Below are 6,098 nucleotides of genomic sequence, written 5' to 3' on the forward strand. Positions count from 1 at the left end.
CGGGCCGCCAAGCAAAAGCGCAAAGCCAAAAAGCACCCGGGGGCGCATCGCGCTGCCGGGTGTTGGCCTCCAGGATCTCTTTACAGCACCCGCCTCAAAGAGGCTTCGGCGTCCTGGTCGGCTTTCGCGAAAGAAAACTCGTCGCGGAATTCAGCGGCTCTAGACAGGAAATCGGCCGCGGAGTCAAGGCCAATGCATGTCGCGCAAAGGTGCGCAGCGGTTTTGCGGCAACGACATGCATAGGGAAACAAAGCCCAAATCCGGGCCAAAACGCCGCGATTGGGGTAGCTTAGCCCAAGCTTTGCTTGCTCGTACCGACCCGCAGCGGCGAGCGCCGGTGCAAAAGCAGCAGCATCGTGAGAAGCGTGCTGACGATGCCGATCGCCGCGATCAGAATGGCGTCCCAATTGGTCCAGCCGGGACCTTCGAGGGGCTTCGCATTGAGCAGCGCGAAGGAATTATAGGCTTCCTGGTGCGAGATCAGCAGGAAGCCGGTGAGATTGTTGCCGAGGTGGGCGCCGAAACCGGCGCCGAGATTGCCGGTGACGTAGACCAGGAGTGTGAGCAACAGCGCAAAGGTGCCGATCGAGATGAAGACACTGGCATTGATGGCCAGCGTCGAGGCCGTGTTCCAGTGCAGCGACGTGAACAGCAGGCCCGGCAGCACCGCCCAAACAAGAGGGCTCCTGAAGCGATAGGCGAGCGCGCGCAGCAGATAGCCGCGAAACAGCATTTCTTCCGACGAGGTCTGCAGGAAGGCGAGCAGCGCAATCGGCACCAGGAAAAGCAGCCAGGACGAGAGGGCGATCGGTCCGCGCGCGATCTCCGGCTGCAGCCAATAGAGCAGCACTTCGGAAAACAGCGAGGTGATCAGCACCGCAACCAGGCCTTTGAGGAAATCGCCGCCCGCGATGCGGCGGCTGACGCCAAAAAGGCCGGCGAGCGGCTTGCCATGCAGGAAACGCATCGCCACCCAAAGGCCGATCCAGATGCCGGCAAAGGAGCTCAGCGCGCTCAGAATGCCGATGGGCGATGCCAGGAAATCCTGCATGTACTGCCCGGTCGAAGGTCCGGGAAGGCGCCAGACGATGTAGACATAGGTGCCGGCAAACAGCACCAGGGCCGTCATCGCCATCCAGAAGGCGATGACGATCGCCGTGCCAAAGAATAGGCGCGGCAAATTGGTCTTTTCGTTCGGCGAGCGGCGATAGCGCTCGAAGGCGACACTTTCTATCGTCACGCGGCTCCCCTGCCGAAGGCTTCGCCACATGGGTATTAGGAGATCGGCAGTTAGCACGCAATTACCGCCCCCAGGGTTGCCGCGCGCAGACATAAAAAAACGGCCGCCATTGCTGGCGACCGTTCTTCTCAGGCGATCAAGCCCGATCAGCGCATCACATAAACGATGCGCCGAGTGCCGGGGTCGACCAGCGCGGGCTGGTTGTTCACATAGACATAACGATACCGGTAATCGGGGATCTCGCGCAGCTCGACCGTGTCGGGCAGCGTGGCGCCGGTCACCACCTCGCCCTCGAGATAGACCGGATCGACCCGATGCGTGGTGACATAGGTGCCGACCTCGGCCGGCGGTCTGCCGATCGACTCGATGGCGTCGTCGCTCGAAACGATGGCGCCGGTGTAGCTGTTGGTGGTGTAGACATCATCGGTCGGCGGGGACACGACGGCGATATCGGCATTGGCCGGGCGGCGGGTCACGACGACGCGGCTGCCGCCGAAATCGCCCGTCACATAGTCGGAATAGACCCAACCCTTGCCGCCGGCTTCGGCGATCGTGCACCACTTGCTGCCTTCGATGCAGCCGTTGAGCGTGGCCGACTGACCGGCCGCCAGCACGCCGATGACCGGATATTGCGGTCCGGGGCCGGCGCGGACGTTCAAGTCGGTCACCGCCTGGACGGGGGTATCGGCGAAAGCGGCGCCCGAGATAGTGAGCAGCGCACCGGCCAGCGCCGGAAACAATACGCGTGTCATGGTTTTCTCTCCGTTTCAACGCTCCCTCGGGCTCGGAAACGAAACAGCGGCTTATGCGTTCCGGCTAAAGTCCTTGTTCCCACTCACGAATTGTTCCAGGTCTTTTTTGGCGCGCCGGTCAAAAGCTCGTGCACGAAGGCCAATTTCCGCGCCGCCACCTCGGAAATCACGAAAGGGTAGAGGTCCGGCAGGCCCATGCAGCGGTTGATCGAGTTGGACGCCTCCGACAGCACAAGCCAGCGGGCCAGGATCCTTTCGAATGGCTCGGGAGCCGGGTCGGGATCGGCGGGCGCCGGCTGCAAATGCCCGCCAGTATCGCCGCGCGGCAGGTCGCCGACCTCCACGGTCTCCAGCCGGCCAAGCGGGAAGTTCAGCGAATGAACCATCTCAAGCGTGTCGGTGATGTGGAGATGGTGCGCCCAAGTCTCGGCCCAGTCCTCCCACGGATGGGATGCGGCGTAGGCGGAGATGTGGCGTTGCTGCCAGTCCGGCGGCGCGCCCTTGGCGTAGTAAGCTTTCAGGGCCTGCTCGTAATCGGCACGCTCGTCGCCGAAGAGGGCGCGGACGGCAGAAAGGCGCGCGGGATCGTCACGGATCAGCCGATCCCAATAATAGTGGCCGAGCTCGTGGCGGAAATGGCCAAGCAGTGTGCGGTAGTTCTCGCCCATCTCGACGCGCCGCCGTTCACGCTCGGCGGAATCGGCCTCGGCAACATTGAGCGTGATCAAGCCGTTGTCATGGCCGGTCAGGATGCGCTCGCCGCCCGGACCGGCGCCGATCGGGTCGGCGAGAAAGTCGAAGGCAAGGCCGGTCTCGTCTTTCGCATCGACCTTGGGCACGACCGGCAGGCCGAAGGCGAGCAGAGAATAGACCACGCGCTTCTTCGCCGCTTCGACCCGGATCCAGCGCCGGCGGTTGCCGTCGATGGAAAGGTCGGGAATGACCTGGTTGAGGGCGCAGGCGCGGCAGAAAGTCCGGCCGCCCTCGGCCCGCCAGTTGCAGGCGCATTCATCGGCATTGCCGCACGGAAGAATGCCGCCCTTGCCGCTGAGCACGAAGCTCGCCTGCGCCGGGTCATAGAGCACCAGGCTGGAACAGTTCAGGCACTGGGCATTCTCGAAATAGAGGCGATGGCCGCAATTGGGGCAGTCGAACAGCTTCATGCGTGATCAACCCATGGATCGGAGCGTGGATGCAGGCTCCGTCTTGGAGCGGGATGACTTTTCCCTGGGATCGTCAACTCGCTCCAAGATCTTTTGTGAAGCATGCCCTAACGCCTGCCGGCTTCCGGCGTTCCGGCGCTATTTCGCCGCGAGCTGGGCATTGACCGGCCAACACACGCCAATCCGGTCCATCGCCTCGAGCAGAAGGACGGAAAGCCCGGCCGCTCGAAGGGCTTTCGGCGCGGCAAGCTCGCCGAACCGGCGCCAATGATCACGACGTTAACGTCATTCATGAGGCAAGCCCGCCACAGCTGATCGCTGATCGTAGGCAGATTGCCCTTCTTTCGCCAGTGTCGGGTGTCACTTCCCGCGAGGGCGGTGACAACCGGACGTTTCGCTGGCAAATTCGCAACCGGGACGTGATTCAAGGCAACCAGGAGAGAAGGACATGGCATTTTTTGCCAAAGGAAGGATTTTCGCGGCCGCCGCGGCGGTGGTGGCGATGCTTGGGCTGGCGACAGGCGCCGAGGCCGCGGCCAGCTGTGGCAAGAACGGCGCCGGCTTCGAGGCCTGGAAGCAGGACTTTGCAGCCGAGGCCAAGGCCAACGGCGTCGGCCAAAGGGGGCTTTCGGCGCTGGCGGGGGCGACTTACGCTACGAGGACGATCGCCGCCGACCGCGCCATCCATAAGGCTTTCAGCGGCTCGGTGGAGGCCTTCATGCAGCGCCGCGGGGCGTCCGCGATCATCTCGAGAGGCCGCGCGCTGAAAAAGGCCAACGCGGCGATGTTCGCCAATATCGAGCGGACTTATGGCGTGCCGCCGGGCGTGCTGCTCGCCATCTGGGGCATGGAGACCGGTTTCGGCGCCTCGATGGGCAACCAGAACACGGTGTCGGCCATCCTGACGCTCGCCTATGACTGCCGCCGCCCCGACTATTTCACCCCGCATGCCATCGCGGCGCTGAAGCTGGTCGATCGCGGCGCGCTGAGCGCCTCCTCGGTCGGCGCCATGCATGGCGAGATCGGCCACACCCAGTTCCTGCCCGGAAACGTGCTGAAATACGGCGTCGGCAGCGGAAACCTGCGCGACCGCAACACGGCGCTCGCCTCGACCGCCAACTATCTCAAGGCGCATGGCTGGCAAGCCGGCGCGAGCTACGAGGCCAATATGGGCGCGATTGCCGGCTGGAACTCGGCAAGCGTCTATCAGCAGGCCATCGCCCGTATCGCCGAAGCGATCGACGCGGACTGATTGAGATCGTCATTTCACGGAAAAGCCCGGCCATGCGCCGGGCTTTTTTGTTGGGCTTGGAGATTGGCGAAAGCCGGGAAAGTGGGAATCTCCCCCCTTGAGGGGGAGATGGCCGGCAGGCCAGAAGGGGTCGTCTCACACAGAACGTCGACGCTCTTTCTTGTCGCGCAGGGCGTCGGCGCTTCACGCGCAGCGACCCCCTCTGTCGCCTTCGGCGACATCTCCCCCTCGAGGGGGGAGATCAGCAGGTTCAGCGTCGGTTCCTTGCCGCCAGTGTCCTGAGCCGCAGCCCGTTCAGCCGGATAAAACCTTCGGCATCCTTCTGGTCGTAGGCGCCGCGGTCGTCCTCGAAGGTGACCAGCGCATCCGAGTAGAGCGTCTTCTTCGACTTGCGGCCGGTGACGATGACATTGCCCTTGTAGAGCTTAAGCCGCACCGTGCCTTCGACGTCGTCCTGGCTCTTGTCGATCATCGCCTGCAGCATGACGCGCTCGGGCGAGAACCAGAAGCCGTTGTAGATGAGCTCGGCATAGCGCGGCATCAGCTCGTCCTTGAGGTGGGCGGCACCCCGGTCGAGCGTGATCGATTCGATCGCGCGGTGGGCGGCGATCAGGATGGTGCCGCCGGGGGTCTCGTAGACGCCGCGCGACTTCATGCCGACGAAACGGTTCTCGACGAGGTCGAGGCGGCCGATGCCGTTGTCGCGGCCGAGGTCGTTGAGCGCCGCCAGCATGGTGGCCGGCGACAGTTTCTTGCCGTTGAGCGCGACCGGGTCGCCTTTGAGGAACTCGATCTCGATCTCGGTGGCGACATCGGGCGCATCCATCGGCGAGACGGTGCGCTGATGCACGAATTCCGGCGGCTCGCTCCACGGATCCTCCAGCACCTTGCCCTCGGAAGAAGAGTGCAAAAGATTGGCGTCGACCGAGAAGGGCGCGTCGCCGCGCTTGTCCTTCGGCACCGGGATCTGGTGCTGCTCGGCGAAGTTGAGAAGGTCGGTGCGCGACTTGAACGACCAATCGCGCCACGGCGCGATGACCTTGATGTCGGGGTTCAGCGCATAGGCGGACAATTCGAAGCGGACCTGATCGTTGCCCTTGCCGGTGGCGCCATGCGCGATGGCGTCGGCGCCAGTCTCCCTGGCGATCTCGACCAGATGCTTGGAGATCAGTGGCCGGGCGATCGAGGTGCCGAGCAGGTAGGTGCCTTCATAGACGGCGTTGGCGCGGAACATCGGGAAGACGAAGTCGGCGACGAATTCCTCGCGCACGTCGACGATGCGGATGTCCTTGATGCCCATCATCTCGGCCTTGCGGCGCGCCGGCTCTAGCTCGCCGCCCTGGCCGAGATCGGCGGTGAAGGTGACGACTTCGGCGCCGAGCTCGGTCTGCAGCCATTTCAGGATGATTGAGGTGTCGAGGCCGCCGGAATAGGCGAGCACGACTTTCTTGACGTTCTTGGTCTTGGACATTTTTGGCGGTTCCGCGGGAAAATAGCTTCGCGGGCGAGGTATCACGGCCTTTCCGGGCGGCGCAAGAGACAGGAGAAGCCAATCGCCGCGCCAAATCTCCCCCTCGAGGGCATAGGCGCTAAGATAGGGTATTGCGGCGCGGAATCGGTTGTGATTCTACGCTGGGGATGACACACGAATCGCTTGTTGATGATGGCTGGGCCGAGACAGTTAAGCTTCT

At 63.5% G+C, this 6,098-nt stretch carries 5 protein-coding genes; 1 reads left to right on the forward strand and 4 read right to left on the reverse strand.

Annotated elements, in window-relative coordinates:
• Positions 1 to 289: 289 nt before the first annotated feature.
• From O7A05_RS29880 to O7A05_RS29890, 3 genes are all read right to left on the reverse strand, one after another.
• The gene (locus tag O7A05_RS29880; RefSeq protein WP_337096773.1) at positions 290 to 1,240 is read right to left on the reverse strand and encodes a CPBP family intramembrane glutamic endopeptidase; all 951 of its coding nucleotides are present in this window, start codon (positions 1,238 to 1,240) and stop codon (positions 290 to 292) included.
• Between the two features lie 146 nt (positions 1,241 to 1,386).
• Positions 1,387 to 1,992, reverse strand: a complete 606-nt coding sequence (locus O7A05_RS29885; protein ID WP_337096774.1) for a DUF1236 domain-containing protein — start codon at positions 1,990 to 1,992, stop codon at positions 1,387 to 1,389.
• Between the two features lie 83 nt (positions 1,993 to 2,075).
• A complete protein-coding gene (locus tag O7A05_RS29890; protein WP_337096775.1) occupies positions 2,076 to 3,155 on the reverse strand; it encodes a zinc-binding metallopeptidase family protein in 1,080 nt (359 codons plus the stop codon).
• 448 nt (positions 3,156 to 3,603) lie between these two features.
• Between O7A05_RS29890 and O7A05_RS29895 the strand changes: the two genes are divergently transcribed.
• Positions 3,604 to 4,407 (forward strand): lytic murein transglycosylase, encoded by an 804-nt coding sequence (locus O7A05_RS29895; protein WP_224588866.1) that lies wholly within the window; start codon positions 3,604 to 3,606, stop codon positions 4,405 to 4,407.
• Between the two features lie 250 nt (positions 4,408 to 4,657).
• Here the strand turns inward: O7A05_RS29895 and O7A05_RS29900 are convergent, their stop codons facing one another.
• Entirely contained in the window at positions 4,658 to 5,878 is a 1,221-nt protein-coding gene (locus O7A05_RS29900; RefSeq protein WP_337096776.1) for an argininosuccinate synthase, read from the reverse strand.
• Positions 5,879 to 6,098: the final 220 nt, after the last annotated feature.

It is taken from the genome of Mesorhizobium argentiipisi (SeqCode), from assembly GCF_037179585.1.
In the GTDB taxonomy this organism is placed as follows: Bacteria; Pseudomonadota; Alphaproteobacteria; order Rhizobiales; family Rhizobiaceae; genus Mesorhizobium; species Mesorhizobium argentiipisi.